This window comes from Mycobacteroides saopaulense (assembly GCF_001456355.1).
Taxonomy (GTDB): domain Bacteria; phylum Actinomycetota; class Actinomycetes; order Mycobacteriales; family Mycobacteriaceae; genus Mycobacterium; species Mycobacterium saopaulense.
In genome coordinates this window covers 3024370-3050197 of the sequence record NZ_CP010271.1, presented here as the reverse complement: position 1 = coordinate 3050197, position 25828 = coordinate 3024370, and the positions used below count along the sequence as shown (strand labels likewise).

Here is a 25828-nt window from a genome sequence, read left to right as displayed (position 1 = left end):
TTCAGCTGCCCAGGTCGATGGAGGGGAAGTAGATGACCTGCCCCACGGTGAGGTGATCGGGGTTCTCGATCAGGTTGGCCGCCGCCACCATCTGGACCGCGATCTGCGTCCGCGCGGTGTTGTAGTCGCCGTAGTTCTCCTGCGCCAGCTTCCAGAGCGTGTCGTCGGAGACGACGGTGTGGCGCCGGTTGAGCCGCGGCTGGATCAGCACCGTGCCGGGTTCGGGGTCGTCACCGCTGAGCTGATTGGCGATGGCGATGATCACCCACAGCGACCAATCGCCGTACCAGCGATCGGCGAGCACCTGCAGCGTCTCGCCGGGCACCACGGTGTGGTGTCCAACATTGGCGAGGTCGGGCATCAGCAGCCATTCACCGACGATCAGGTCGCGCTGCGATACGCCGCTCGGACTTTCGAACACCCCGCTCATCGAGAAGCTGCCGTAGAAATGTTCGGCGATCTTCCCCTTGGTGTCGCCTGCCTTCACCTGGTAGCGGTAGGTGACGTACGGGATTTCCAGTTCCTGCCCCACCGCGATGAGATTCGGATCGGGGAGGTCGTTGACCACGGAGATCACCCGGTAGCGACGCCCGTCGCCATAGAACATCTCGGACAGTTTCCACAGGGTGTCACCACCGCGGACGGTGTATTGGCCACTGACGGGGAGTACATGTGTTTCAGTCATGTACCCGAGCGTGGTTCATCGCGGCTGCATCGGCGTGAGTAGTGCATTACCTCATTTTTGAGACTTTGCTGGATTTGCGACAAGCTTGTGGTGTTGACTTAGCTGGTGGGTGAATCTCCGGTGCCGTGCATCACGTGGATCGCCGCGATCTGTGCAGTGGCGGCCTGCACCCCGGCGCCCGGTCCTGAGGCCGTGTCTGGACCGACCAGTGGAACGACGCGGTCGGTTGCCGTGCCGGCATGGCACCACCGGTTTCCCAGCCTGAGTGGTTATACGGAGGTCGGAGAGAAGTGGAGCGCGAAAGGCGCTTTCGACCCAGGCGACGCCGCCAAGTTCAGCGACGGCACTGGCTACCTAGCCTTCCAGACCCCCGACGGGCTCAACTGCCGGATGCGCGTTGGGAACTCAGGCAAGGGAGACGGTGCATCGGAGGCTGGTTGTTGGGGCCAGCTCCCTGCAACGCCGCACGGTGAGCAGGAGGTTTACGCGATCTGGGGCGATAAGTCGGCGCGATTCCTGGCCTCGACCGACACATATGCGCAGGGCCGTGATTTCAGGCCGTTGGGGGCGATGCAGGTGCTCACACAGAGTGGTTTCGAAGGCGACACCGCGGCCTGCGCTGTGGATGGCCAGGGCATGACGGCATGCCTTCTTCACATCGGAACCACAGACGGCTCGCGTGATCATGGCTTCGTGTTGGACCCGAAAGGCAGCTGGGTCTTCTGATGATCCAACGCCGAGATTTTCTTGCTGTGGGGGTCACTGTCGCAGCGGGCATGGTTCTGTCGGGGTGCTCGAAGGCGCCTCCTCGAGCAGCCGCCCGGGTCGCAGCGAGCAGTGTGGAGGAGTTCGTGACGAAGCTCCCGAGTCCAACCGAGCTACAGCGGCGTTGTCGGGTGGTGTCGATGCTCGATGCGTTGGTGGAGGGGAAGCCGCTTACCAGGGGCGATATCGGCACTGTCTATCAACCGAATTGGCGTCCCGGTGATGATCTGGTGAAGTACACGAACGGCGGCGGTGACGAGTGGTCGATCATCTTCTCGAACACGGCCGGTGTCTTCATCCGCGGTTTCGCCCACGACTCAGATTTGAGTACCTACAACGAAGACGACTACTGGCCAGGTCTCATCGGTGATCTGCCGGAGCCGTTCACGTCGGATCTGAAAAACCCCGACCTGTACGACCACTACGACAGCGCTCCACAGATGACGGTCTGTGTGTGGTGCGGAGCGGCAGACACCGCGTGGCGCCACGGGAAACCCAAGCCAACCCAATGGGGATACCAGGGGGATGGCGGCGAGGGTTTGTTCGGTCCGCTTGTTGAATGGACGGCATCCAAGGAGTTGGAATGGCAGTACCCGGCGCCGGGACACGTCATCGCCGAGGTCGCGGTCCAGCGGGTCATGAATCAGGCGTCGCTTACCGATGAACTCGTCCGTGCGTTTCATCCAGCTCCGGACATCACGGCCCTGCGCGCCGAGGCGACCCGGATCGGGTACTAGACCAGGTGTGATGTAAGCCTCGTCGCGGCTCACACTAGGCTGTGACGACGTGAGCGAACGTCCAGTCGTGTTGATTGCCGACAAACTTGCCCAGTCGACCGTCGAAGCACTCGGAGATGGTGTGGAGGTGCGCTGGGTCGACGGCCCCGATCGCCCCGCGCTGCTGGCCGCGGTGCCCGACGCTGACGCGCTGCTGGTGCGTTCGGCGACCACCGTGGACGCCGAGGTATTGGCCGCCGGCACCAAGCTCAAGATCGTCGCGCGCGCAGGCGTCGGACTCGACAATGTCGACGTCAAAGCCGCGACCGCCCGCGGTGTCCTGGTGGTCAACGCGCCCACCTCGAACATCCACAGTGCCGCCGAGCACGCCGTGACTCTGCTGCTGTCCACCGCGCGACAGATCCCGGCCGCCGACGCCTCGCTGAAGGCGCACACCTGGAAGCGCTCGTCGTTCAACGGCACCGAGATCTTCGGCAAGACCGTCGGCGTGGTGGGCCTGGGCCGCATCGGCCAGCTCTTCGCGCAGCGCCTTGCGGCGTTCGGGACGCATATCGTCGCCTACGACCCCTACGTCTCGGCCGCCCGTGCCGCTCAGCTCGGCATCGAACTGCTGACTCTCGACGAACTTTTGGGTCGGGCAGATTTCATCTCGGTGCACCTGCCCAAGACCCCCGAGACCGCGGGCCTCATCGGCAAGGAAGCGCTGGCCAAGACCAAGCCGGGCGTCATCATCGTCAACGCCGCACGCGGCGGGCTCATCGACGAGGCTGCGCTGGCCGATGCCATCCGCAGCGGTCACGTCCGCGGCGCCGGACTCGACGTGTTCGCCACCGAGCCGTGCACCGACAGCCCGCTCTTCGAACTCGACCAGGTTGTGGTGACCCCGCACCTGGGTGCCTCGACCAGCGAGGCGCAGGACCGTGCCGGTACCGATGTGGCTGCGAGCGTGCAGCTGGCCCTGGCGGGCGAGTTCGTGCCCGACGCCGTCAACGTGGGCGGGGGAGTCGTCAGCGAAGAGGTGGCGCCGTGGCTTGAGGTCGTTCGCAAGCTCGGCGTGCTCATCGGCGCCGTCTCCGAGCAGCTGCCCACCTCGTTGTCCGTCGACGTGCGCGGTGAGCTCGCTTCCGAAGATGTTGCGGTGCTCAAGCTCTCGGCGCTGCGTGGACTCTTCTCCTCGGTGATCGAGGACCAGGTGACCTTCGTGAACGCGCCGTCGATCGCCGAAGAGCGTGGCGTGAGTGCGGAGATCAGCACGGCCACCGAGAGCCCCAACCACCGCAGCGTCGTCGACGTGCGCGCCGTGTATGCCGACGGCTCGGTGATCAACGTGGCCGGGACGCTGTCCGGCCCGCAGCTGGTGCAGAAGATCGTTCAGATCAACGGCCGCAACTTCGATCTGCGCGCCGCGGGTGTGAACCTCGTCATCAACTACGCCGACGTGCCCGGTGCCCTGGGCAAGATCGGCACCGTACTGGGCAGCGCCGAGGTCAACATCCAAGCCGCGCAGCTGAGCCAGGACGCCTCCGGTGAGGCGGCCACCATCATCCTGCGGCTGGACCGCACCGCGCCGGATGCCGTACTGGACGAAATCCGCGCCGCTGTTGGTGCGACAACCCTTGAGCTGGTGGACCTTTCATGACCAAGCTCGCGATCATTGCCGGCGATGGCATCGGACCCGAGGTCATCGGTGAGGCCGTCAAGGTGCTCGACGCCGTGCTGCCAGGGGTAGAGAAGACCGAGTATGACCTGGGTGCGCGCCGCTACCTGGCCACCGGCGAGCTGATGCCCGATTCGGTGCTCGACGAGCTTCGCGGGCATGACGCCATTCTGCTTGGCGCCATTGGCGATCCGGCCGTCCCCAGCGGTGTGCTGGAGCGCGGTCTGCTGCTGAACACCCGCTTTGCGCTCGATCACCACATCAACCTGCGCCCCGCCAAGCTGTATCCCGGCGTCACCGGCCCACTGGTCGGGAACCCCGCCATCGACCTCGTGGTCGTGCGTGAGGGCACCGAGGGGCCGTACACCGGCAACGGCGGCGCCATCCGCGTCGACACCCCGCACGAGGTGGCCACCGAGGTCAGCCTCAACACCCGGTTTGGCGTGGAGCGCGTGGTGCGCAACGCCTTCCAGCGTGCCGAGGCCCGTAGCAAGAATCTGACGCTGGTGCACAAGAACAACGTGCTCAAGTACGCGGGCACGTTGTGGACGCGCACGGTCAACGAGGTGGCTGCCGAGCACCCGGATGTCACGGTGTCGTATCAGCACATCGACGCCGCCACCATCCACATGGTGACCGATCCGGGCCGCTTCGACGTCATCGTCACCGACAACCTGTTCGGCGACATCATCACCGACCTGACCGCGGCCGTTACCGGCGGAATCGGCTTGGCGGCAAGCGGAAACATCGACGGCTCGGGCAAGAACCCGTCGATGTTCGAGCCCGTGCACGGCAGTGCCCCGGACATCGCGGGCCAGGGCATCGCCGATCCCACCGCGGCGGTCGTGTCGGTCTCGCTGCTGCTGAACCACCTCGGTGAGACCGAGGCCGCGGCGCGCGTGGAGAAGGCTGTCGAGCAGCACCTGGCCAGCCGGGGTGAGGAGAAGCTGTCCACCTCGGCCACCGGCGATCGGATCGCCAGCTTCCTGTAGTCCTGACCGAGTGCGAGCCTGACCCGGAATCCGCGTCAGGCTCGCATTCGGCATTAGAGGGCGGGGCGCTCCAGTTTCACCGGTACCACACCGACTGCCACCAAGGGGAACACCGCGCACACCGCGAAGGCGGCCGTGAAGCCGGCGGCACCGGCGATCGCCCCGAAGACGGGCGGTGCGACGGCGGCCGCCAGCAGCTGGCCGGTGTTCTGCGCGCCGAGAGCGCGCCCGCTCCAGAACGGGCCGGCGATCTCGGCGATGGAGGTGTACGCCAACCCGTTGTCGGACACGGTGATCACCGACGCGACCAGCATGACGACGACGCTGATCGACCAGTCGAGTTGATTGGTGATGGCCAACAGTGCCATGGTCGCCGAGGCCGCCAGCGCTATCACACGGATGGGTCGCATGCGTGATCCCCAGCGGTCCGACCACATTCCGGCCGCCACCCGGCCCAGCGCGCCGATCAGCTGCGCCACGGTGACCATCACGCTGGCCGCGCCGATGCTCCAGCCCCTGTCGGTGACCAGCCACACCAGCGTGAAGGTCCACACCACCACCTGCGGAACCACCAAGAGCACCGACACGCCATGGATGAGCCAGAGCACTCGGGATCCGCGGTAGGGGTTGGCCAGATGCTGCTCGGGCGCTTCCGACCGCGCCGGCCGGGGCGGGTCGATGATCCCCATCAGACAGACCACGGAAGACACTGCACACACAATCGCGGGGAACAACAATGCTGTTGCCACACCATGGCTTTGAGCGATGCGTGGAATGACGAGCGCGCCGACGGCCACGCCTAGTGGCTGGGCCATCTGTCGAATGCCCATCACCGTCCCGCGCTGATGCGGCGGGAACCAGCCGACCACCACACGACCGCTGGCCGAATTGCACGCCGCCGCAGCAGCGCCGCCCAACAGCAGGAAACCGCCGGTCACGGTCAGCGACGGTGATTCGGCAGCCGCGAACGCGGCCACGGCGGTGAGCGCCAGACCGCTCACCAAGGCGAGGCGTTCACCGAACTTGTCGATGAGCGCACCCCACGCGATCAGCGTCAGCACCATGCCGAAGCTGGGCATGGCAGACAGTAGTCCCGCGTTGGCGAGGTCGAGCCCGCGCTCGGTGTGCAGGGCCGGAATGAGGAATGCCACACCGTTGATGAAGACATTCGCTCCGGCTGTGGACCCCAGGGCAATGGCCAGCATCGCCCAACGGCGCGCTGTACCAACCTCATCGACGCGAACCATGGTCACCATGGTTCCACACCTATCCCAAATTATTGAATGGGTATCTCATAATATGGGATATCTAGCTCGCCGTCGCGAGCTTGTCGTGACGGCGGTACGTGCGGTCGCCACCCGTCTGCGACATGCCCTGTGCGACGAATTTGCGTCGGGTGAAGTGCCCAATCTCCTCACTGATGCGCGTCATCCCCGGCAGGATGTTGCGACGCTCGAAGAACCAGTTCGCCACCGAGGTGCCCACCACCGCGGCCTGCATCGGTCTGTTGTTCGGCAGGCCCAGGCTGTCGGCGTGTGTCTTTCCGAGGATTAGCCGGCTGTACGAGGACAAGTACACACGCGCGATCCGTACCGGCAGCGGGTCATCGGGCATCGCGCCATGGAGTGCTTGGGTGAGGGCGTAGGAATCGCCATCGGGTAGGAATTCGGTGGCGGCCTCCAGCCAGAACAGGCGCCAGGTGTCTTCCTCGTTGGTGGGGACCAGCTCGGGATGAATTCCCATGAGCAGTCCCACATATCTCCAGAAGTGGAACACGGCCTCACGTTCGGTATCCGAGAAGCTCATTCCCATGGCCTGGCATCCGGCGAGGTTGGCCAGCGAGAACAACATGAGCGTGCCCGCGAGTTGGATCTGATTGACGGGCGCGTCCCACGCCTCGTAGTCCCAGTCGTCGCGCCGATTCATGGCGCCGCGAACCAGTGCGTGCATCAAGCGGACTCGCAGAATTCCCTTGAACCCGGCCGAGTATCGGTCCAGCCCGCCGGGGGAGGTGACGTCGACGAGCCACTGCCCGGTTTCCAGGAGTCTGCGTGGGGCCATCGCCTGGAGATTGAGATTGCCCGTGCCGACGAGGGGCTTGTCGGCACGGGACGCGAGGTACCCGCCGGTCAGCGCGAGGCCGGGCAGTGCCAGCCCCAGGCCCAACAGACCGGTGCGCATGCTGACCCGGGCGGCCACGTCGAGCTTCTTGTCGTCGAGCCAGTAGGGCCGGTCGTCGATCTGCTCGAAGAATGCGATCAGTTCCTCGGGCGGGTTCTCGACCGCGTCGATGCCCTCTTCGATGGCGATTTCGAACATGCGCCGCCCCTGGCCGGCGGGGAAGCGGGCGAACATCGCCACGACAGCGTCGGCGAGCGGATCGCCCACGTGCGCGAAGCGCCGGAATGACTCGTGCTGTTCGGCGGTCGCCCGAATATCCCGCCCGGGGAGAAAGCGGGTGAACACGTTGAACGGGAACTCGCGAAGTTGCGGCGGGTTGGGCAGCTTCTGCCAGGTCGAAGCCATCTTCGACTCCATCAAGACGTCCTTTCGTCGTTGAAAGCGGCTATCTGGTGACACGACTCACCATCTGGTGAGAATCATCACCAGAAAATGCCATGAGGTCAAGGGTCAAAGTGCGACAATCGGCAGATGCCATCCCGGACCTATGGCGGTGCCACATCCGGTGAACGACGCGCGCGACGGCGCGCGGCGCTGCTGGATGCCGCGCTGGACTTGGTCGCAAGCAACGGCGTCAAGGGCCTCACGGTGCGCGGTGTGTGCGCGGAGGCCCGGCTCAACGATCGATACTTCTACGAGAGCTTCCGCAGCACCGACGAATTGGTGCTGGCGATGCTCGACGAACAAATGCTCGCGGGATCGGCCGCCATCATCGAGGCCATCGCGAAGAGTTCGGCATCCACCGACCCGGTGGTGCGCACGCGTGCGGCTGTGGGCAGTGGCCTGAGATTCCTCACGGCCGACCCTCGCCGGGGCAGGCTGTTGGTCGAATCGCAGGCCACCGAGGGCTTGGCCGCACGTAGACGAGACCTGGTCAAAACCCTGGCGCAGGTGATGGCGGATCAGGGACGCCTGCTGCTTCCCGCCGACGATGCGCTGGATCCCGACTTGGACCTGGCCACCTTCACGCTGGTTTCCGGGGGACTGGACCTGGTGACCACCTGGTTTCGCGGCGAACTCGACATCACCCACGACCGGTTGGAGGATTTCCTCGTGGCGTTGGTCACTCGGGCCAACATCCGCGAGGACCAACATGAGGACAGCGAGGAAGCCGCAAAGCCCGGCAACTAGGCTCATGTAAATGCGCCTAGGACGTATTGCCAGCCCAGACGGTGTCGCCTTCGTCAGTATCGAGGGAGGCGACGGCAGGGAAGAATCAGCGACCGCTCGTGAGATCGCCGAGCATCCCTTCGGGACCCCCACCTTCACCGGGCGCCAGTGGCCGCTCGCCGACGTCAGGCTGCTGGCACCGATCCTGGCCAGCAAGGTGGTGGCCATGGGTAAGAACTACGCGGCCCACGCTGCCGAAATGGGCGGCGCGCCACCGGAGTCGCCGGTGATCTTCATCAAGCCCAACACCTCGATCATCGGACCCGGCTTGCCGATCCAATTGCCGCCCAGCGCATCCGAGGTGCACCACGAAGGTGAGCTGGCCATCGTGATCGGCCGGCCCTGCAAGGACGTTCCCGCCGCCCGGGCGGCCGAGAACATCCTGGGTTACACGATCGGCAACGACGTCTCGGCGCGCGATCATCAGCGCGCCGACGGTCAGTGGACCCGAGCGAAGGGTCACGACACGTTCTGCCCGCTGGGGCCGTGGATCGTCACCGATCTGGACCCGTCGGACCTGGAGATCCGTACCGAGGTCAACGGAGAGGTCAGGCAGCTCAGCCGCACCTCGTTGCTGTTGCACGATGTGGGAGCGATCGTGGAATGGGTCTCCGCGGTCATGACCCTGCTGCCCGGCGACGTGATCCTCACCGGAACGCCCGAGGGCGTCGGGCCCATCGTCGACGGCGACACCGTGAGCGTCACGATCGAAGGCATCGGAACCCTGTCCAATCCTGTTGTGCGGAAGGCGAAGTAAGAGTGAGCGACACTAAAGTCCGGGTACGTTTCTGTCCGTCGCCGACGGGTACCCCGCACGTCGGTCTGATCCGGACCGCGCTGTTCAACTGGGCGTACGCCCGACACTGCGGAGGCGACTTCGTGTTCCGCATCGAGGACACCGACGCCGGGCGCGACAGTGAAGAGAGCTATCTGGCGATCCTGGACGCCTTGCGGTGGTTGGGCCTGGACTGGGACGAGGGCCCCGAGGTCGGTGGCCCTTACGCGCCGTATCGGCAGTCGCAGCGTAAGGAACTGCACCTCGATGTGGTGCGCAAGCTGCTGGAGGCGGGGGAGGCCTATGAGGCATTCTCCACGCCGGAAGAGGTGGAGGCTCGCCACCTCGCGGCGGGGCGCAATCCCAAACTGGGGTACGACAATTACGACCGCGATCTCACCGACGAGCAGCGTGCGGCCTTCCGGGCAGAGGGCCGCAACCCCGTCGTGCGGCTACGCATGCCCGATCACGACATCACCTGGAATGACTTGGTGCGCGGGGAGACCACCTTCGCGGCCGGCGTGGTGCCCGATTTCGCGCTGACCCGCGGCAATGGAGATCCGTTGTACACCTTGGTGAACCCGGTCGACGACGCCCTGATGAAGATCACCCACGTGCTGCGCGGTGAGGACCTGCTGCCATCGACCCCCAGGCAGATCGCCTTGTATGAGGCCATGATCCGGGTGGGGGTGGCCGAGTCGATTCCGACGTTCGCACACCTGCCCTCGGTGCTGGGTGAGGGCACCAAGAAGCTATCCAAGCGTGATCCGCAGTCCAACCTGTTTCTGCACCGCGATCGGGGTTTCATCCCCGAGGGGCTGCTGAATTACCTTGCACTGCTGGGGTGGTCGATCGCCGACGATCACGACATTTTCAGCCTGCAAGAGATGGTCGCCGCCTTTGACGTCACCGATGTCAATTCGAATCCGGCGCGGTTCGACCAGAAGAAGGCCGACGCCATCAATGCCGAGCACATCCGGTTGTTGGCCCCGGAGGAGTTCGTGGCACGGCTGCAGACCTTCTTCACCGGCCATGGGTACGAGCTGGGACTCGATGAGAGCGCCTTCACGGTGGCGGCGGACCTGGTGCAGACGCGCATCGTGGTGCTGGGAGATGCTTGGGGTCTGCTGAAGTTCCTCAACGACGATGTGTACGCCATCGACCCCGGCTCGGCACGCAAGGAGTTGGGGGAGGCCTCTGTACCTGTCTTGGACGCCGCGATCGGCGCGCTGGAGTCGCTTGATGCGTGGACCACTCAGGCCATCGAGGAGGCGCTCAAGAGCGCGCTCGTCGAGGGGCTCGAACTCAAACCCCGGAAGGCATTCGGGCCGCTGCGCGTCGCGGTGACCGGTGCGACGGTTAGCCCTCCGCTGTTCGAATCGATGGAACTACTGGGCTCCGCGCGCACCCTGCAGCGGCTGCGAAACGCCCGGACCTGGGAAAATGAGGTGGAGGGCCAAACCGATTCGGGTTAATCGCCCTTGGTTTGGTAGTCTGCTCGTCGGCTCCAAAGTCCGCTGTCGGCACGCTGACCTGCGGTTCTGCGAAGCCATTGGGGTATGGTGTAATTGGCAACACAGCGGTTTCTGGTACCGCCATTCTAGGTTCGAGTCCTGGTACCCCAGCGCAAATCATTTGCACGGCAAGTGATTTGGTGGATGTGCGCCGGTGAGCTAGACTGTCAAGTCTGCGCGCCACGCGCAGTGCACGAAATGTTCTAGCCCCCGTCGTCTAGCGGCCTAGGACGCCGCCCTCTCACGGCGGTAGCGTGGGTTCGAATCCCATCGGGGGTACCAGTTCTCTTGCGAGACCTATCGCCAGCTCTCGGCGCGGTAATCACCCAATACGCGCAGCGCTTCCTCGGTCAATTCCGGGTGGCGGCCACGCAGGGTCCAGATCACGAACTTGCGGGCCTGATGCGCGCCTGCCTTCTCCACGTCCACGTCGATGTCGAGGGTCTCGGCACATAATTCACGGATCCGGTCATCGTGTGGTCCGGCCGGCTCGCCGGTGTCGAGGTGATGGACCAGCGCGTTGCTCAATGGCCGTTTGATCTTCTTATGCCGCAGACCCTCGCGGAAAGAGTCGAACGCATCGCGTGCGAGCTGGCCCACCGCCGGCGCCTACTGCTGCGGCGTCGTCGAGCCGCCGAGCGGCATCGCGGGCAGGCCGAGCTTGCGGTGATCCCAGGACCGGATGCGGGTCGGGCGCACTCGGACCGCGATGCGCTTGTTGAGCATCGCCTCGACGAACGGTTTCATCTCTTCTGTGTACGGCGCGGTGTAGCGCTCGAAGACGCTGATACCCACCTGGAACAGTGCGTCGGGATCCTCGACGATCTCGGCCTGACCTTCGATGGATACCCCGCGCAGGGTGTCGTAGGTCAGCCCGTCCTCGATGAGGCAAGTGATGGTGGGGTTGCGCTTGAGGTTGACCACCTTCTGCGACTTGGCCTTGGTCTCGAACCATAGCTCGCCGTCGAGTACCGCGTACCACATGGCGATCAGGTGCGGCTGCCCGTTGGCGCCGATGGTGGCCATGGTCGTGGTGCGTGAGTTGTTGATGAACTCGGTGATCTCGTCGTCGGACATGACGATCTGCGAGCGCTGATTGCTTCCCATATTCGGAGCTTAAAGCCGGGCTGTTATCGCCTCGGAGGCGGCAACGAGATCGGCCGCCCAGCGCGCCCCCGGCCGTCGGCCCATCCGGTCAATCGGGCCGGAAACCGATATCGCGGCAATGACATTGCCGTGCCGATCGCGGACGGGGGCAGAGACGCTGGCCACGCCCGCCTCGCGCTCGGCCGCGCTCTGCGCCCAGCCCCGCTTGCGCACATCGGCCAGCGCGCGTTCGGTGAACGTGGCGCCGGGCAGCACCGCCGCCTGGGTGGCCGAATCACTGTGGGCAAGTAGTACTTTGGCGCCCGATCCCGCCGACATCGGCAGGCGCGAGCCGACCGGCACGGTATCGCGAAGCCCTGCCGGAGGTTCGAGCGCCGCCACGCAGATGCGTACGGTGCCTTCCTGTCGGTAGAGCTGCACGCTCTCCCCGGTGATCTCGCGCAGCTTCGGCAGTACCTGAGCGCTGGCGCTCAGCAGCGGATCGTTGACGTGCGCGGCGAGTTCGGTCAGCCCGGCGCCGAGCTGCCACTGCCCGTCTCCGTCACGTGACAGCAGTCGGTGGACCTCCAGCCCCGCCGCCAGTCGATGTGCAGTGGCACGGGGGAGCCCCGTGCGCTCGCACAATTCCGCGAGCCCGCAGGGCGAGTCGCCTATGGCCGTCAGGACCTGCACCGCTTTGTCGAGGACGCCGATGCCGCTATGCTGTCTCACAGGACGATACTAACGTTCCAAATATTGAGACGCAATGAGTACGGAGCCAATGATGACTAGTGTCCAACAGCCCAGGACCCTGGCAGAGAAGGTCTGGGACTCCCACGTAGTGGTACGCGGAACCGGTGAGGGTGCAGCTCGTGAGCCCGACCTCATCTACATCGATCTGCATCTGGTCCATGAGGTGACCAGTCCGCAGGCGTTCGACGGCCTGCGGTTGGCCGGGCGCCCCGTGCGTCGGCCGGATCTGACGATCGCGACCGAAGACCACAACGTGCCGACGATCGACGTCGACAAGCCGATCGCCGATCCGGTGTCGCGCACCCAGGTGGAGACGCTGCGACGCAATTGCAAAGAATTCGGCATCCGCCTGCACCCGATGGGAGACGCCGAACAGGGCATCGTGCACGTGGTCGGTCCGCAGCTGGGTTTGACTCAACCGGGCACCACGGTCGTCTGCGGGGACAGCCACACCTCCACGCACGGCGCCTTCGGAGCGCTGGCGATGGGCATCGGAACCTCCGAGGTCGAGCACGTCATGGCCACGCAGACCTTGCCGCTGAAACCATTTCGGACCATGGCCATCAACATCGACGGCAGCCTGCCGAAGGGCGTTACCAGCAAGGACGTCATTCTGGCGGTCATCGCCAAGATCGGTACCGGTGGCGGCCAAGGGTATGTCCTGGAGTACCGCGGACGGGCCGTCGAGGAGATGTCGATGGAGGCCCGAATGACTATGTGCAATATGTCTATTGAGGCCGGTGCCCGAGCCGGCATGGTGGCCCCCGACGAGACCACCTACGCCTACCTCAAGGACCGCCCGCACGCGCCCAAGGGCGAGCTGTGGGATGCCGCTGTGGCCGAATGGGACTCGCTGCGCACCGACGAAGGTGCCCAATTCGACGCGGAAGTGCACATCGATGCCAGTACCTTGACACCCTTTGTCACCTGGGGCACCAACCCGGGGCAGGGGGTGCCCCTGGGGGCCGACGTGCCCGATCCGGAGCAGATGGTCGACGAAGAGGAGCGGCTGGCTGCCGAGAAGGCGCTGACCTATATGGATCTCACCCCGGGTACGCCCATGCGTGAGATCCCGGTGGACACCGTCTTTGTCGGATCGTGCACCAACGGGCGGATCGAAGATCTACGGGCGGTGGCCGACGTGCTGCGGGACCGGAAGGTGGCCGAGGGTGTCACCATGCTGATCGTTCCGGGTTCGATGCGGGTGCGTGCGCAGGCCGAATCCGAGGGGCTGGGCGAGATTTTCATCGCCGCGGGCGCTCAGTGGCGTCAGGCGGGCTGTTCGATGTGCCTGGGAATGAATCCCGATCAGTTGTCCCCGGGGCAGCGGTGCGCGTCGACGTCGAACCGAAATTTCGAGGGGCGCCAGGGCAAGGGCGGCCGGACACACCTGGTCTCGCCGACTGTCGCCGCCGCGACCGCGGTGAGGGGAAAGCTCTCATCGCCAGCTGATTTGGCAAAATCCGTAAAATAGGCGCCTGCCAAAAGGCACAGGAGGAAATAGTGGAGGCATTCGACACCCACACCGGAATTGGTGTGCCGCTGCGTCGTTCCAACGTGGATACCGACCAGATCATCCCGGCGGTGTACCTCAAGCGTGTCACCCGAACGGGTTTCGAGGACGGGCTCTTCGCCGGCTGGCGGACCGATCCCTCGTTCATTCTCAATCTGGAACCGTTCAACCGGGGCAGCGTTCTGGTCGCCGGGCCCGAATTCGGCACCGGATCATCCCGTGAGCACGCGGTCTGGGCCTTGATGGACTACGGATTTCGAGTAGTACTTTCGTCCCGTTTCGGAGATATCTTCCGGGGCAACGCCGGTAAGGCCGGTCTGCTGGCGGGACTGGTCGGTCAGTCCGACATCGAGCTGCTGTGGAAGCTCATCGAGCAGAATCCAGGTTTGGAACTCACTGTGAATCTTGAGGATCGAACGGTGACTGCCGGAACGGCGGTGGTGCCGTTTGAGATTGACGACTACACGCGGTGGCGGCTACTCGAAGGCTTGGACGATATAGGCCTTACGCTGCGAAAAGTCGACGAAATTGCGGCTTTTGAGGCCGCTCGGCCGGAGTTCAAACCCCGTACTTTGGAGCCTTCTGAGTAGCTGATTGGGCGCCCTTGGGGGGCAAGGGCATTCCTTTTGGTCGGCATATGGCCCGTAAAGAAGCTCAGAGAATTTTGCCGAAATTACGCGTGGCACTTGGAAATCACGTGCAGTTGGGTTTACCGTGTTCGAAGTCGGTTCAAAGTGGACCACTGGCTTCGGAGGGTTTTACATGAACAAAGCAGAGCTCATCGACGTTCTGACACAGAAGTTGGGCTCGGATCGCCGGCAAGCCACCGCTGCGGTGGAGCACGTCGTCGACACCATCGTTCGCACCGTGCACAAGGGTGAGAGCGTGACAATCACCGGATTTGGCGTTTTCGAGCAGCGCCGTCGCGCCGCGCGTGTCGCCCGCAACCCGCGCACCGGTGAGACCGTCAAGGTGAAGCCGACGTCGGTTCCGACGTTCCGTCCCGGTGCACAGTTCAAGGCGGTTGTCTCTGGCTCGCAGAAGCTTCCGGCCGACGGCCCCGCTGTGAAGCGTGGTTCCACCGCCGCCCCGGCCAAGCGTGCCGCCGCCAAGAAGGCCGCCCCGGCCAAGAAGGCTCCGGCCAAGAAGGCTGCGCCTGTGAAGAAGGCAGTCGTCAAGAAGGCTGCTCCCGCCAAGAAGGCCCCGGTCAAGAAGGCAGTGGTCAAGAAGGCTGCGCCTGTGAAGAAGGCAGTCGTCAAGAAGGCTGCTCCCGCCAAGAAGGCCCCGGTCAAGAAGGCCGTGACCAAGGCTCCGGCCAAGAAGGCTGCGACCAAGGCTCCCGCCAAGAAGGCCCCGGCCAAGAAGGCTCCCGCCAAGAAGGGCCGCAAGTAGTTTCAAGTCAACATCGGGTCCCACCTTCGGGTGGGGCCCGATGTTGCTTTTCGGGTGGTGCCGGCGTCTAGCCGCCGGCCGGAAGTGGGCTGTCCAGATGGTCTGCGGCCAGCAGTTTCTGGCCGCGCATCGACAGCACCCACATGCTGCCCTTGCGGTTACGCGATTTATCGGGGCGGACACCGTCGCGATCCGCCCACCACTTAATCAGGTCTGGGATGACCCGGCCTTGTGTGCATACCACCCGGATACCGTCCAATCCGGCGATTTCCAGAATCCGGTGATGGGCACGCCTGCGGTCGGCCCAATAGGCCTCCTCACTGAGCGCGGGCTCGCTGTAGATCACCGTGTTCAGCTCCTCGGCAAGCGGTTCCACGGTCTGGCGGCAGCGCAGTCGATCTGCGGAGTGAATCGCGCTGGCACCGAATGCAAGTAATTGCCCGGTAAGCGCCTCGGCCTGGGCGCGGCCTTTCTTGTCCAGTGGCCGCAGTGTGTCGTCGCCCGAATACCTTTCCTTTCGCCCCGCCTTTGCGTGGCGCACAATGATCAATGTCCGAGTATCAATTTCGTGCTTTGCGAAATTTCGCAGCACTTTCCGGTCAACGGCATAGCTGACCGTCTTGATCGCGCGCGTTACCGGTAGCCACTGAATCTCGTCGACTTCATGGTTGGCTTCAAACTTGCCGTCCAAAACTTGTGCCGCCCAATATCTGACGCGCTTGGTTCCCTGGGCCACCGGATAACTCACCGACGGCAACCGCCTGCCGAGCCGCGCGGTGAATCCGGTCTCCTCGGCGATCTCGCGGACCGCGGCGATGGCAGCGGTCTCACCAGGGTCGAGTTTCCCTTTGGGCAGTGACCAATCGTCGTATCGTGGTCGGTGCACCAGCGCTACTTCGATGGCGCCGGCAGTGCCGTCCTGGCCAGGTTTTTCCTGGTACCGCCAGAGTGCGGCTCCGGCGGCGAGGACCGCTGCACCGGTCCGGGTGGTCGGATCGGGCACGAAAGCTCCTTCGGGGGGAGAGTTGTTCAGCCGGGGAACCTGGGCTGGTTCATGTGTGCGAGCGGTGCCGTTTCATCATTTCGACCTGGTGGTCGCGCACCTCCTCGCCGTCCGCAGGCGAGGCCAACCACTGGCCGTCGGGCTGCAGCTCCCAGCAGCGGGTGTGGGAGTCCAACGCGGAGGTGAACATATCGTCGAGCTGGGCGGTGAGCTTCGGGTCGGTGACGCGGGCAAGGACTTCGACCCGCCGGTCCAGATTACGATGCATCATGTCGGCGCTGCCGATCCAGAATTCGTCGATGGCGTTGAAGTGAATGATGCGCGAATGTTCAAGGAACCGGCCGAGAATGGATCGTACGGTGATGGTTCCGGAGTACTCGGGAACACCGGGCCGCAGTGCGCAGATACCGCGAACCACCACCTCAACGGGAACCCCGGCCTGGGAGGCGCGGTACAGCGCGTCGATCACCTGCTCGTCGACCAGGGCGTTCATCTTCAGCCGGATCCGGGCGTCTTGCCCGGCACGATGCGCGGCGATCTCACGGTCGATGCGATCGACGATCCCGGCACGTATTCCGTGTGGCGCCACTAACAGGTTGCGGTAGGAGACCTTTCGCGAGTACCCGGTGAGGGAGTTGAACAGGTCGGTGAGGTCGGCGCCGATTTCCGGCGCACTGGTCAGCAGGCCGACATCTTCGTAGAGGCGGGCGGTCTTCGGGTTGTAGTTCCCGGTGCCGATGTGGCAGTACCGACGGATGGCAGAGCCCTCACGGCGCACCACCAGGGCGGTCTTGCAGTGCGTTTTCAGGCCGATCAACCCGTAGACCACATGCACGCCTGCGTCTTCCAGGGCGCGGGCCCACTTGATGTTGGCCTGCTCGTCGAAGCGTGCCTTGATCTCCACCAGGGCGACGACCTGCTTACCGGCCTCGGCGGCGTCGATGAGCGAGTTCACGATGGGGGAGTCGCCGGAGGTGCGGTACAGCGTCTGCTTGATGGCAAGCACCTGCGGATCGGCAGCAGCCTGCTCGATAAACCGTTGCACGCTGGTGGAGAACGAGTCGTACGGGTGATGAACCAACACATCGCCGTCGCGCAATGTGGAAAAGATGCTCTTGGGGGTCTCGCCCTGCCCGAACGCGGGATGAGTCGCCGGCACAAACGTCGGATCCTTGAGTGCGGGGCGATCCACGCCATAGACCTGCCACAAGCACGAGAGGTCCAGCAGCCCGGGAACCTGCACCACATCACCGGGATCCACGTCCAGCTCGCGTAGGAGCAGTTCCAGCATGTGCTCGGTCATGTCGTCGGCAACCTCGAGGCGCACCGGAGAGCCGAAGCGCCGGCGGGCTAATTCCCGCTCAAGTGCCTGCAGCAGATCCTCGTCCCGGTCCTCCTCGACCTCGAAATCGGCATTGCGCGTAATACGGAACGCGTGGTGCTCGACGATCTCCAGGCCCGGGAACAGGGCCGATAGGTGCGCGGCGATGAGCTCTTCCATGGGAAGGAAACGCGCGGTCTGGGTGGTTCCGGTTCCGTCGGGGCTGCGCAGCCGGACAAAGCGATCCACGTTGTCAGGCACCTTGATTCGGGCGAAATGCTGACCGCCCGTTTCGGGGACCTGGACCGTGATCGCCAGATTGAGGCTCAGTCCGGATATATAGGGGAAGGGGTGCGCGGGGTCGACGGCCAGCGGGGTCAGCACCGGGAAGACCTGGTCTGTGAAGTATGAGGACAGATAGCTCCGCTCGTCCTCGGACAGGTCGGCCCAAGTGACGACGAAGATGCCGTTTTCGGCGAGCTCGGGGCGCACCGAATCACTGAACACCCGGGCGTGCTGGACCGAGATCTCCTGTGTGCGCTCGCCGATCAGTTTGAGCTGCTCGCGCGGTGACAGGCCGTCGGCCGAACGCACCGACAACCCGGTCTCGTCACGGCGCTTCAAACCAGCGACGCGGACCATATAGAACTCGTCCAGGTTGGATGCGAAGATCGCCAGGAATTTGGCGCGCTCCAGGATGGGCAGCGATTCGTCTGCAGCAAGGGCGAGCACCCGCGCGTTGAAGTCCAGCCACGAGAGCTCCCGGTTGAGGTACCGATCTTCGGGCAGCTCCTCACCCGAGGTGATCGTGGTCGCGGCCGGGGGAACGCTCGGTGTGGTCACCCTTGTGATCATAGAGTTATCGGACCGGCTCAGAGCAGTAGTGCGGCCCCCAGCTCACGGGCCACGGACAGATCGTCCGGGGTATCCACGTCGCAGCGTAGGCCAGGCCAATCTCCGGTTAGCGGGATGCCCCCCGAATCTCGGTGTCGCCGTGCCGAATCGACCCCGAACAACGGGTTCAGGTCACCATCGGTGCTGAACAGCGCCGCGGTGCCGGTGCCGTGCCGATCGGCGACGAAACTGCGTGAATGAGCCCGTGCGGCCTGCATGGCCTCGGCGAATTCCTCGGCCGTCACCGCCGGAAGGTCGGCCTGCAACACAACAAGATTCGGTGATGACACGCGAAGCTGCGCTGCCGCACCGCGCAGCGCGTTGTTCAGTGGATCGGGATGGCCCTGCGGGGTGTCGTCGAAGATGAACCGGGCTCCGGCTTCTCCTGCTGCGGCTTTCGCGGCGGGATCGGGGCTGATCACCGCCACGGTGCCGGCGGCGGTGAATGCGACGGAGATGGCGTGCGTGAGCATTCCCAGCACCAGACGCTCCCGCTCGGGTGCGGGTAGCGACGGCGCCAGCCGACTTTTCGCGGTCGCCAGGTTCTTGACCGCGATGATCACGCCGAAGTCTGCGTCAGCCTGTCTGCCCACGTACTCCATGGTGCCAGCCCCCGCTAGGGTGTCTGCCATGGCCACGGCTGCGGTGATGGGTGCTGGTTCCTGGGGGACCGCGTTGGGCAAGGTGCTTGCCGACGCCGGTCACGATGTCCGTTTGTGGGCACGCCGATCCGAATTGGCCGACGAGATCAACGCGACGCACCGAAACTCGGTGTACCTCAGCGATGTGGATCTGCCCGCCTCGATCGTGGCCACCGGGGTGGCCGAAGAGGCACTGCAGGGCGCCGAGCTGGTGCTGCTGGCGGTGCCGTCGCAGTCCCTGCGCGCCAACCTGACGCCCTGGGCCGACCTCATCGAGCCCCGGTCGTCGGTGGTGAGTCTGGCCAAGGGCATCGAGGTGGGCACGCTCATGCGGATGAGCCAGGTGGTCACGCAGGTACTGGGTACCGACCCGAGCCGGGTCGCGGTGCTGACCGGTCCGAACCTGGCCAGCGAGATCGCCGCGGGCCAGCCCGCTGCCACCGTCATCGGGTGTACCGACTCGACCAGGGCCGTCGCTTTGCAGCGCGCGTTTTCCACGCGCTACTTCCGTCCGTACACCAACTCTGATGTCGTGGGTTGCGAGGTGGGGGGCGCGTGCAAGAACGTGATCGCCCTCAGCTGTGGAATGGCTGCGGGAGTTGGCTTGGGAGAGAACACGATAGCCACCATCATTACGCGCGGCCTGGCCGAGATCACGCGACTGGGGCTGGCGCTGGGCGCCAGCCACACCACGCTGGCGGGCCTGGCGGGCGTCGGCGACCTGGTGGCCACCTGCACCTCGGCGCATTCGCGGAACCGGACCTTCGGCATGAGGTTGGGTAGCGGGGAGACGCTGCAGGAAGCACGCAATGCCGGCGGCGGTAGGGTCGCAGAGGGAGTGACCTCGTGTGAGTCCATCCTGGCGCTGGCGTCGAGCTATGACGTCGAGATGCCGCTCACCGAGGCTGTTCATGGCGTCTGTCATCGCGGACTGAGCGTCACCGATGCCGTCGCCCAACTGTTGGGGCGCAGTACCAAACCGGAGTAAGCACATGCCAGAGCCAGGGATATCGACCCGGGCCGTAGTGGCCGCCACCGCCGAACCCGTTGCCGGGCAGCCCTTTCTCGCGGGGCCGGTATTCGCCTCCGCCTATCATCTGCCGGTGCCCGAGGATGACTCCCTGGACACGTATGGGCGCGCCTCCAATCCCAGCTGGCGACAATGGGAATCGGGTCTGGCGACACTCGAACGAGCCGACAGCGCATTGGTGTTCAGCTCCGGGATGGGCGCGATCACCTCGACATTGCGTGCGTTGATCCGTCCCGGGCAGACTCTGGTGGTCCCGGAGGACGGGTACTACCAGACTCGGCGTTACGCCACGGAAAACCTTGCAGCGCTGGGAATCAACGTGATCGCGGTCACGGCGGATCAGATCGTGGGCGCGGCCGCGCAGGCCGATGTGGTGGTGGCGGAGACGCCGTCGAACCCGCGGCTCGACGTCGTTGACCTGGCATTGCTGGCGCGTGAGACGCATGAGCACGGCGGCGTGCTGGTGGTCGACAACACCACGGCCACCCCGATGGGGCAGCTGCCCCTGGAGCTGGGTGCCGATCTGGTGGTGGCCAGCGCGACGAAGGCACTCTCGGGCCACAGTGATCTGATCGCGGGATATGTCGCGGGATCGCGCGAGGACCTGCTGGCGGCCGTCGTGCAGGAGCGGTCTCGGGCCGGTGCCATCCTGGGGCCGTTCGAGGCATGGCTGGGTGCGCGCAGCCTCGCGACCGCCGGGTTGCGATTCGAACGTCAATGCCAGAACGCGCTGGCGCTGGCGACGATGCTGCGTGAGCATCCCGCGGTGGCATCGGTGCGTTACCCGGGCCTGGCCGGTGATCCATCCCATCCCGTGGCATCGACCCAGATGAGCCGATTCGGATCACTGGTGTCGATCGAGCTGGCCAGCGCCGATGCCGTGCATGCGCTGGTGCGGCGCAGCGAGCTGTTGGCGGCCTCGACGAGTTTCGGCGGTGTGCACACCTCGGTGGACCGCCGGGCGCGTTGGGGAGACGCGGTTCCGGACGGATTCGCGCGGATCTCGCTGGGCATCGAGGACACCGACGATCTGCTGGTCGACATCGAGGCCGCGCTTGCAGCCGGTACGGTCTGACACTGTGAATGCATCCCGGATCAAGGTCGCGCTCGTTTTCGGCGGGCGCAGTAGTGAGCACGCGATTTCCTGCGTGTCCGCGGGCAGCATTCTGCGCAATCTCGACCAGGACGCCTACGAGGTGGTCGCGGTAGGGGTGACCCCCGAGGGTGGCTGGGTGCTGACCGATGGCGATCCGGCACAGCTGGCGATCAGTGATCGCACGTTGCCGCAGGTCACCGACGCATCTGGTACCGAGCTGGTGCTCGCCACGGATCCGCGTCGTGCGGGTCAACTGGTGAATGTCGACTCGAGTGCCGCCGGCCAGGTATTGGCCGCGGTGGATGTGGTGTTCCCCGTTCTGCACGGTCCCTACGGCGAGGACGGCACCATTCAAGGGCTGCTGGAGCTGGCCGGGGTGCCCTATGTGGGCGCTGGCGTGCTCGCGAGTGCGGCCGGTATGGACAAGGAGTTCACCAAGAAGCTGCTGGCTGCCGAGGGACTTCCGATCGGCAAGTACGCGGTGATCAGGCCGAGTGAGACCACGCTGACGCTCGATCAGCGGGAAGAGCTTGGACTTCCGGTCTTCGTGAAGCCCGCCCGGGCGGGCTCGTCATTCGGAGTCTCACGGGTGACCGCATGGGAGGATCTGCCGGCCGCGATCGCGCATGCGCGCCAGTTCGATCCGAAGGTGATCATCGAGGCAGCCATCATCGGGCGGGAACTGGAGTGCGGAGTGCTGGAGTTCCCCGACGGGGACATCCGGGGCAGCGTGCTCGGTGAGATCCGAGTCGAAGGCATCTATGAGGCTGAGACGGGTGCGGCCGCTTTCTACGACTTCGAGACCAAATACCTCGACGACACCGCGGAACTGGACGTGCCGGCCAAGGTCGACGACGACGTGAGCGATCAGATCCGCGAGCTGGCGGTGTCGGCCTTCCGCGCGATCGACTGCCAGGGGCTGGCGCGGGTGGACTTCTTCCTGACCGAGGACGGTCCGTTGATCAACGAGATCAACACCATGCCCGGGTTCACCACCATTTCCATGTATCCCCGGATGTGGGCGGCCACGGGCGTCGACTACCCGGCACTGCTGGACGCGATGGTGCGCACCGCGCTGGCGCGCGGAACGGGCTTGCGATGAGCCGCATGCGCGAAGAGCGTCTAACGAGGTAGTTCAGCGAGGCAGCGGTACCGGATCGGGCTTGACGGCGGGTAGCGCCTTGGCGATTGCGTCGGACATCTCCGTCAGCGGTTCCGAACCCGCCCCGTCGGGCATCGTCAGTGCGATGTAGACACCGCGGTCCACGACGTACCAGGTGGTCACCCCGATTGCGGCATCGGTGACGCGAAACCACTGCACCCCGTTGATCTGCTCGACAGAGGTGCCGACCGCGAACTCGGCAGGCCGGTCGACACCGCAGCGTGCGACCACCGAGTCCTTGCCGCGGCGCCACGCCGCTGCGGCCGGTGGTTTGGGCTCCACGATCTCTACTCGCTTCCAGTCGCCCGCCATGCCGACCGGGTAGGCCTTGGCCATATCCAAGCAGAGCTTTGAATTAGCTTCTGGTGCAGGGATATTAGTGACTGCCATGGGCTTCTTGTCGTCCTGGAATTGCGCGAACTTCAGAACGCCGAAGAGTACTGCGAGTGCTGCCACCGCACCGAAAACCGCGATACCGATAAGGAGCTTGCGGGGAGGGCCGTCTTCGGATTGCACGGGCCTACACTAACCGAGTGCCAAATCTGGGCGATACCGGCGAGTTCGGCGTGATCAGCCGGCTCACAGCGGGGCGTGACCTCGGGGACGATGTGCTGCTCGGTCCGGGGGATGACGCCGCGGTGGTCGCCGCTGCCGACAATCGCGTGGTGGTCTCCACGGATATGTTGGTGCAGGACAGACATTTTCGGCTGGACTGGTCGTCGCCGTCGGATATCGGCCGAAAAGCGGTGGCGCAGAACGCCGCGGATATCGAGGCAATGGGTGGACGGGTCACCGCCTTTGTGGTCGCGGTGGGTGCACCCGCGGACACCGATGTCGAGTTCCTCGACCAGCTCAACGAGGGAGTGTGGGCGGAGGCGGCGCGGGTGCGGGCGTCGATCGCGGGTGGAGATCTGGTGTCCGCGCCCGAACTGGTGATCTCGGTGACTGTGCTCGGCGACCTGCAGGGTCGCGCACCGGTGACCCGCGGTGGCGCCGCGGTGGGGGACACCGTCGCCGTGTGCGGTGCGCTGGGCACGTCGTCGGCGGGATTCCGGTTGTGGCAGCAGGGGATTGACGAATTTCCCGAGCTGCGCCAGGTGCACCTGGTGCCACAGCCGCCCTACGGGCAGGGGCCGGTCGCCGCATTGGCGGGAGCGACGGCGATGACCGACGTCTCCGACGGGCTCTTGGCCGACCTAGGGCATATCGCGGAGTCGAGCGCGGTGCACATCGACCTGAGCTCACCGAGCCTGGAGCCGTACCTGGCGCCGCTGGCCTCCGCCGCGGGCCTGCTCGGTGCCGATCCCTGGGAATGGGTCCTGACCGGTGGAGAGGATCATGCGCTGGTCGCGACCTTTTCCGGTGAGGTCCCGGCGGGCTGGGTCCGCATCGGGCAGGTGACGGCGGGGCAAACGGGTGTGACGGTTGATGGCGCACCCTGGACTCGGGCAACCGGGTGGGATTCTTTTCGGCTAAGTTGACTCTTCGTGACTGCCCGACCTCTCGCCGAGCTGGTTGATCCCGGCTGGGCCGATGCGCTGGGTCCCGTTGCCGATCAGGTGGCCAAGATGGGCGAGTTCCTCCGCGAGGAGAACTCCTCGGGCCGTGGGTACCTGCCCGCCGGGGCAAACGTGCTGCGCGCCTTCACCTATCCGCTGGCCGATGTTCGGGTGCTCATCGTCGGACAGGATCCCTACCCGACACCTGGGCACGCCATCGGACTGAGCTTTTCGGTGGCCGCGGATGTGCGGCCGCTGCCACGCAGTCTGGCCAACATCTTCGAGGAGTATCAGAGCGATCTCGGCCTGCCCAAGCCCGCCAACGGTGATCTGACGCCGTGGTCGCAGCAGGGGGTGATGCTCCTGAACAGAGTGCTGACCGTGCGGCCGAGCAATCCGGCCTCGCATCGGGGCAAGGGTTGGGAGATCGTGACCGAATGCGCGATCAAGGCGCTTGTCGCGCGAGGTACCCCGCTGGTCGCCATTCTGTGGGGACGTGACGCGTCGACCCTCAAGCCGATGCTGGGGCCCGGCGTGCCGACCATCGAATCGGTGCATCCGTCGCCCTTGTCCGCCTCGCGCGGATTCTTCGGCTCCAAGCCCTTCAGCCGCGCCAACGAGTTGCTCACCGAGTTGGGTGCCCAGCCGATCGACTGGCGGCTGCCGTAATGCGTTGGTCGACGGGCGCGTTGGCGGCCCTGGGTGGTGTCACGGCCGCTGTGGCGACGGGCGGTACCGCCCTGCGCACACCGGCCGTGGTGGACCGGCTCAACGACTGGGCCGCCCGTCGGCTCTCGGTGGAGCAGCGCGCAGACCCGTACTCGGCCATCTTGCCGACTCCGATCACCGGTGACCACTTCTACAGCGATCCAGGCGATCTGAGCTTGCTGGCGCCTGGGGAAGTGGTCCGGGCCGATCGGGTGTCGCCACGGCTGCCGCTGCGTAGGGCGACCATGCAGCGGATCATGGTGCGCTCCACCGATACCGCGGGCAATGCCGTCCCGGTGACGGCGGCGTTGATCGAGCCGGAGCGTCCGTGGCATGGGCCCGGCTCACGTCCGGTGGTGGTGCGCAACCAGGCCATCAACTCTCTGGGACTGAAGTTCACGCCGTCCTATCGCTTGTCCCACCTGTGGTACCGGGACAATCCGCCGATGTTTCCGTTCCTGTCCGCACAGAACTATGCCGTGTTGTTTCCGGATCACGAAGGCCCGCGGATGTCCTATGCGGCCGGAAAGATGGCAGGGCACGCAGTGCTGGACTCGGTGCGCGGAATGCTCTCCGAGCGGCCCGATCTCGCCGACTCACCGATTGTCATGCACGGCTACAGCGGTGGAGCCATCGCCACCGTGTGGGCGGCCCAGTTGCAGCCGACATACGCACCCGAGCTGCGTATCGCGGCCGCGGCAGCAGGAGGAACGCCCACGGACTACGCCTTGCTGTACGGCAGCATGAACCGCGGTCTGGGCGCGGGTCTGTTCGCGGCCGCCACCATTGGCCAGGCCCGCGAGTTCCCGGAACTGGTGCAGATATTCGGCGACTTCGCGCTCTACTGCGCGATCCGGGCCAAGGACATGCCGCAGCCCCCACTGGCCGCGGCCGGGCTGCTTCGATTCGACCTGGACTTGCTCTCGGCGATCGAGCTGCCCTTCGAATCGGAGCTGGGACGCCACGTTATCTCCGCCAACCGGCCGGGCACGCTCACACCGACCATGCCGGTGCTGCTGTATCACGGTTCGCGCAGCAAGGCGGTCGGCGATCTGTTCATCCCCGAAGAGGGAGCGATTGCGCTGCGCGACGCATGGCGCGCCAACGGTGCCGAGGTCGACTACTGGGCTCTGCCCGGGGAGCATGTCACCGCGGACATGGTGGCGATCCCGTGGGTCGTCAACTGGATTAGAAAGAAGCTGCAAGGCTAGGAACGCGCCACGCCGAGTGCATACCTGGTGCAGGTGATCGGGG

Annotated in this window: 26 protein-coding genes and 2 tRNA genes; 18 read left to right on the top strand and 10 right to left on the bottom strand. The window is 65.2% G+C overall.

Annotated features, from left to right (window positions below; translation table 11 throughout):
- Window position 1: 1 nt before the first annotated feature.
- Window positions 2-685 carry a LysM peptidoglycan-binding domain-containing protein gene (locus MYCSP_RS15325; protein ID WP_088414218.1) on the bottom strand — a complete coding sequence of 228 codons (684 nt, stop codon included), beginning with the start codon at window positions 683-685 and terminating at the stop codon, window positions 2-4.
- 105 nt (window positions 686-790) lie between these two features.
- On the opposite strand from MYCSP_RS15325, the gene MYCSP_RS15320 reads away from it, so the two are divergent.
- The 4 genes from MYCSP_RS15320 (at window position 791) to MYCSP_RS15305 (ending at window position 4836) form a co-directional block, all read left to right on the top strand.
- Window positions 791-1411 (top strand): hypothetical protein, encoded by a 621-nt coding sequence (locus MYCSP_RS15320; RefSeq protein ID WP_157886192.1) that lies wholly within the window; start codon window positions 791-793, stop codon window positions 1409-1411.
- A gap of 125 nt (window positions 1412-1536) precedes the next feature.
- Complete coding sequence (locus MYCSP_RS15315) at window positions 1537-2187, top strand: hypothetical protein (RefSeq protein ID WP_407661553.1); 651 nt, start codon at window positions 1537-1539, stop codon at window positions 2185-2187.
- A 49-nt stretch (window positions 2188-2236) separates the two neighbouring features.
- Window positions 2237-3826, top strand: coding sequence for a phosphoglycerate dehydrogenase (serA, locus tag MYCSP_RS15310; RefSeq protein WP_070909896.1), 1590 nt, complete (start codon window positions 2237-2239; stop codon window positions 3824-3826).
- Window positions 3823-4836 carry a 3-isopropylmalate dehydrogenase gene (locus MYCSP_RS15305; protein WP_070909897.1) on the top strand — a complete coding sequence of 338 codons (1014 nt, stop codon included), beginning with the start codon at window positions 3823-3825 and terminating at the stop codon, window positions 4834-4836. The genes serA and MYCSP_RS15305 overlap by 4 nt, the downstream gene beginning before the upstream one ends.
- A gap of 53 nt (window positions 4837-4889) precedes the next feature.
- On the opposite strand, the gene MYCSP_RS15300 is transcribed toward MYCSP_RS15305, so the two are convergent.
- Window positions 4890-6092 carry an MFS transporter gene (locus tag MYCSP_RS15300; protein WP_088414214.1) on the bottom strand — a complete coding sequence of 401 codons (1203 nt, stop codon included), beginning with the start codon at window positions 6090-6092 and terminating at the stop codon, window positions 4890-4892.
- Window positions 6093-6144: 52 nt separating this feature from the next.
- Complete coding sequence (locus MYCSP_RS15295) at window positions 6145-7374, bottom strand: oxygenase MpaB family protein (protein WP_070909899.1); 1230 nt, start codon at window positions 7372-7374, stop codon at window positions 6145-6147.
- A gap of 114 nt (window positions 7375-7488) precedes the next feature.
- On the opposite strand from MYCSP_RS15295, the gene MYCSP_RS15290 reads away from it, so the two are divergent.
- The 5 genes from MYCSP_RS15290 (at window position 7489) to MYCSP_RS15270 (ending at window position 10758) form a co-directional block, all read left to right on the top strand.
- Window positions 7489-8148 carry a TetR/AcrR family transcriptional regulator gene (locus MYCSP_RS15290; RefSeq protein WP_070909900.1) on the top strand — a complete coding sequence of 220 codons (660 nt, stop codon included), beginning with the start codon at window positions 7489-7491 and terminating at the stop codon, window positions 8146-8148.
- A gap of 10 nt (window positions 8149-8158) precedes the next feature.
- A complete protein-coding gene (locus MYCSP_RS15285) occupies window positions 8159-8944 on the top strand; it encodes a fumarylacetoacetate hydrolase family protein (RefSeq protein ID WP_070909901.1) in 786 nt (261 codons plus the stop codon).
- Between the two features lie 2 nt (window positions 8945-8946).
- Complete coding sequence (gene gltX / locus MYCSP_RS15280) at window positions 8947-10437, top strand: glutamate--tRNA ligase (RefSeq protein WP_083019407.1); 1491 nt, start codon at window positions 8947-8949, stop codon at window positions 10435-10437.
- 78 nt (window positions 10438-10515) lie between these two features.
- Window positions 10516-10587 (top strand) — tRNA-Gln (locus MYCSP_RS15275).
- Window positions 10588-10682: 95 nt separating this feature from the next.
- A tRNA-Glu gene (locus MYCSP_RS15270) sits at window positions 10683-10758 on the top strand.
- Window positions 10759-10773: 15 nt separating this feature from the next.
- On the opposite strand, the gene MYCSP_RS15265 is transcribed toward MYCSP_RS15270, so the two are convergent.
- From MYCSP_RS15265 to MYCSP_RS15255, 3 genes are read right to left on the bottom strand one after another with little or no spacing between them, the layout of a single operon-like run.
- A complete protein-coding gene (locus MYCSP_RS15265) occupies window positions 10774-11076 on the bottom strand; it encodes a hypothetical protein (protein ID WP_088414212.1) in 303 nt (100 codons plus the stop codon).
- Window positions 11077-11085: 9 nt separating this feature from the next.
- A complete protein-coding gene (locus MYCSP_RS15260; protein WP_083019404.1) occupies window positions 11086-11583 on the bottom strand; it encodes a pyridoxamine 5'-phosphate oxidase family protein in 498 nt (165 codons plus the stop codon).
- Between the two features lie 9 nt (window positions 11584-11592).
- The gene (locus MYCSP_RS15255; protein WP_070909905.1) at window positions 11593-12294 is read right to left on the bottom strand and encodes an IclR family transcriptional regulator; all 702 of its coding nucleotides are present in this window, start codon (window positions 12292-12294) and stop codon (window positions 11593-11595) included.
- A gap of 49 nt (window positions 12295-12343) precedes the next feature.
- Here MYCSP_RS15255 and leuC point away from each other — a divergent pair, with 49 nt between their 5' ends.
- From leuC to MYCSP_RS15240, 3 genes are all read left to right on the top strand, one after another.
- Window positions 12344-13789, top strand: a complete 1446-nt coding sequence (gene leuC, locus MYCSP_RS15250; protein WP_209435415.1) for a 3-isopropylmalate dehydratase large subunit — start codon at window positions 12344-12346, stop codon at window positions 13787-13789.
- Between the two features lie 29 nt (window positions 13790-13818).
- Complete coding sequence (leuD, locus tag MYCSP_RS15245) at window positions 13819-14418, top strand: 3-isopropylmalate dehydratase small subunit (RefSeq protein WP_070909906.1); 600 nt, start codon at window positions 13819-13821, stop codon at window positions 14416-14418.
- A gap of 172 nt (window positions 14419-14590) precedes the next feature.
- Window positions 14591-15220 carry an HU family DNA-binding protein gene (locus MYCSP_RS15240; protein ID WP_070909907.1) on the top strand — a complete coding sequence of 210 codons (630 nt, stop codon included), beginning with the start codon at window positions 14591-14593 and terminating at the stop codon, window positions 15218-15220.
- Between the two features lie 67 nt (window positions 15221-15287).
- Here MYCSP_RS15240 and mutT1 read toward each other — a convergent pair whose 3' ends face one another.
- From mutT1 to cofC, 3 genes are read right to left on the bottom strand one after another with little or no spacing between them, the layout of a single operon-like run.
- Window positions 15288-16223 (bottom strand): 8-oxo-(d)GTP phosphatase MutT1, encoded by a 936-nt coding sequence (gene mutT1 / locus MYCSP_RS15235; protein WP_088414210.1) that lies wholly within the window; start codon window positions 16221-16223, stop codon window positions 15288-15290.
- A 49-nt stretch (window positions 16224-16272) separates the two neighbouring features.
- Window positions 16273-18399, bottom strand: a complete 2127-nt coding sequence (locus MYCSP_RS15230) for an RNA degradosome polyphosphate kinase (RefSeq protein ID WP_083019400.1) — start codon at window positions 18397-18399, stop codon at window positions 16273-16275.
- Window positions 18400-18416: 17 nt separating this feature from the next.
- Window positions 18417-19040, bottom strand: coding sequence for a 2-phospho-L-lactate guanylyltransferase (gene cofC, locus MYCSP_RS15225; protein WP_083019398.1), 624 nt, complete (start codon window positions 19038-19040; stop codon window positions 18417-18419).
- Window positions 19041-19086: 46 nt separating this feature from the next.
- Between cofC and MYCSP_RS15220 the strand changes: the two genes are divergently transcribed.
- Genes MYCSP_RS15220 through MYCSP_RS15210 form a run of 3 tightly spaced genes read left to right on the top strand, consistent with a single transcriptional unit; the run spans window position 19087 to window position 22307 of the window.
- Window positions 19087-20067 (top strand): NAD(P)H-dependent glycerol-3-phosphate dehydrogenase, encoded by a 981-nt coding sequence (locus MYCSP_RS15220; protein WP_234795446.1) that lies wholly within the window; start codon window positions 19087-19089, stop codon window positions 20065-20067.
- 4 nt (window positions 20068-20071) lie between these two features.
- Window positions 20072-21184: a cystathionine gamma-lyase gene (locus MYCSP_RS15215; RefSeq protein WP_070909911.1), complete on the top strand. Its 1113-nt coding sequence runs from the start codon at window positions 20072-20074 to the stop codon at window positions 21182-21184.
- A gap of 4 nt (window positions 21185-21188) precedes the next feature.
- Window positions 21189-22307, top strand: a complete 1119-nt coding sequence (locus tag MYCSP_RS15210; RefSeq protein ID WP_088414208.1) for a D-alanine--D-alanine ligase family protein — start codon at window positions 21189-21191, stop codon at window positions 22305-22307.
- Window positions 22308-22340: 33 nt separating this feature from the next.
- Here the strand turns inward: MYCSP_RS15210 and MYCSP_RS15205 are convergent, their stop codons facing one another.
- Window positions 22341-22883, bottom strand: a complete 543-nt coding sequence (locus tag MYCSP_RS15205; protein WP_083019394.1) for a DUF3515 domain-containing protein — start codon at window positions 22881-22883, stop codon at window positions 22341-22343.
- Window positions 22884-22900: 17 nt separating this feature from the next.
- On the opposite strand from MYCSP_RS15205, the gene MYCSP_RS15200 reads away from it, so the two are divergent.
- From MYCSP_RS15200 to MYCSP_RS15190, 3 genes are read left to right on the top strand one after another with little or no spacing between them, the layout of a single operon-like run.
- Window positions 22901-23848 (top strand): thiamine-phosphate kinase, encoded by a 948-nt coding sequence (locus tag MYCSP_RS15200; protein WP_083019392.1) that lies wholly within the window; start codon window positions 22901-22903, stop codon window positions 23846-23848.
- Between the two features lie 6 nt (window positions 23849-23854).
- On the top strand, window positions 23855-24535 hold the full coding sequence (locus MYCSP_RS15195) for a uracil-DNA glycosylase (protein ID WP_070909915.1): 681 nt from the start codon (window positions 23855-23857) through the stop codon (window positions 24533-24535).
- The gene (locus MYCSP_RS15190) at window positions 24535-25785 is read left to right on the top strand and encodes a lipase family protein (protein WP_083019390.1); all 1251 of its coding nucleotides are present in this window, start codon (window positions 24535-24537) and stop codon (window positions 25783-25785) included. The genes MYCSP_RS15195 and MYCSP_RS15190 overlap by 1 nt, the downstream gene beginning before the upstream one ends.
- Window positions 25786-25828 lie beyond the last annotated feature (43 nt).

Bases quoted from the DNA above. Each gene is read 5' to 3' on its own strand.
- MYCSP_RS15325 (WP_088414218.1), bottom strand. From the start codon at position 685: ATGACTGAAACACATGTACTCCCCGTCAGTGGCCAATACACCGTCCGC.
- MYCSP_RS15305 (WP_070909897.1), top strand. From the start codon at position 3,823: ATGACCAAGCTCGCGATCATTGCCGGCGATGGCATCGGACCCGAGGTC.
- MYCSP_RS15300 (WP_088414214.1), bottom strand. From the start codon at position 6,092: ATGGTGACCATGGTTCGCGTCGATGAGGTTGGTACAGCGCGCCGTTGG.
- MYCSP_RS15295 (WP_070909899.1), bottom strand. From the start codon at position 7,374: ATGGAGTCGAAGATGGCTTCGACCTGGCAGAAGCTGCCCAACCCGCCG.
- MYCSP_RS15290 (WP_070909900.1), top strand. From the start codon at position 7,489: ATGCCATCCCGGACCTATGGCGGTGCCACATCCGGTGAACGACGCGCG.
- MYCSP_RS15285 (WP_070909901.1), top strand. From the start codon at position 8,159: ATGCGCCTAGGACGTATTGCCAGCCCAGACGGTGTCGCCTTCGTCAGT.
- MYCSP_RS15260 (WP_083019404.1), bottom strand. From the start codon at position 11,583: ATGGGAAGCAATCAGCGCTCGCAGATCGTCATGTCCGACGACGAGATC.
- leuC (WP_209435415.1), top strand. From the start codon at position 12,344: ATGATGACTAGTGTCCAACAGCCCAGGACCCTGGCAGAGAAGGTCTGG.
- MYCSP_RS15240 (WP_070909907.1), top strand. From the start codon at position 14,591: ATGAACAAAGCAGAGCTCATCGACGTTCTGACACAGAAGTTGGGCTCG.
- MYCSP_RS15230 (WP_083019400.1), bottom strand. From the start codon at position 18,399: ATGATCACAAGGGTGACCACACCGAGCGTTCCCCCGGCCGCGACCACG.
- cofC (WP_083019398.1), bottom strand. From the start codon at position 19,040: ATGGAGTACGTGGGCAGACAGGCTGACGCAGACTTCGGCGTGATCATC.
- MYCSP_RS15220 (WP_234795446.1), top strand. From the start codon at position 19,087: ATGGGTGCTGGTTCCTGGGGGACCGCGTTGGGCAAGGTGCTTGCCGAC.
- MYCSP_RS15215 (WP_070909911.1), top strand. From the start codon at position 20,072: ATGCCAGAGCCAGGGATATCGACCCGGGCCGTAGTGGCCGCCACCGCC.
- MYCSP_RS15190 (WP_083019390.1), top strand. From the start codon at position 24,535: ATGCGTTGGTCGACGGGCGCGTTGGCGGCCCTGGGTGGTGTCACGGCC.